Annotated in this window: 1 protein-coding gene; it reads left to right on the top strand. The window is 34.5% G+C overall.

The features are described 5' to 3' along the window. On the top strand, positions 1–185 hold a 185-nt coding region (locus PZH32_RS13660), incomplete at its 5' end, for a hypothetical protein (protein WP_428994064.1). Positions 186–290 lie beyond the last annotated feature (105 nt).

Here is a 290-nt window from a genome sequence, read left to right as displayed (position 1 = left end):
AGGTTGGACCAAAGGTTATGACTCTGATGTGTGATGCAAAGGTTTTCGAAGTTCTTCCGGTGAAGAAAGAAGCGAAAGTCGTTGTAAGTGGTATCTATATCACAGGCATTAAGAGTGTCCGCGGTGGTCTTGATATTCCAGAGAAAAAGAAGAAAAAAAGATTTTTCTCAAAGAAAGAAAAATAAAAACACCATTAAAATAAGTTCAGTCAAACAATTCGACTGAACTTATTTTTTTAATTCTTGTTCTTTTGTTCTTTTCTCACTGCTTCATATTTTTTCAGCTCATCC

It is taken from the genome of Adlercreutzia equolifaciens, from assembly GCF_029076695.1.
GTDB lineage: Bacteria > Actinomycetota > Coriobacteriia > Coriobacteriales > Eggerthellaceae > Adlercreutzia > Adlercreutzia equolifaciens_A.
Note: the sequence above shows the minus strand (reverse complement) of the source record. Positions and strands in the feature narration are given on the sequence as shown.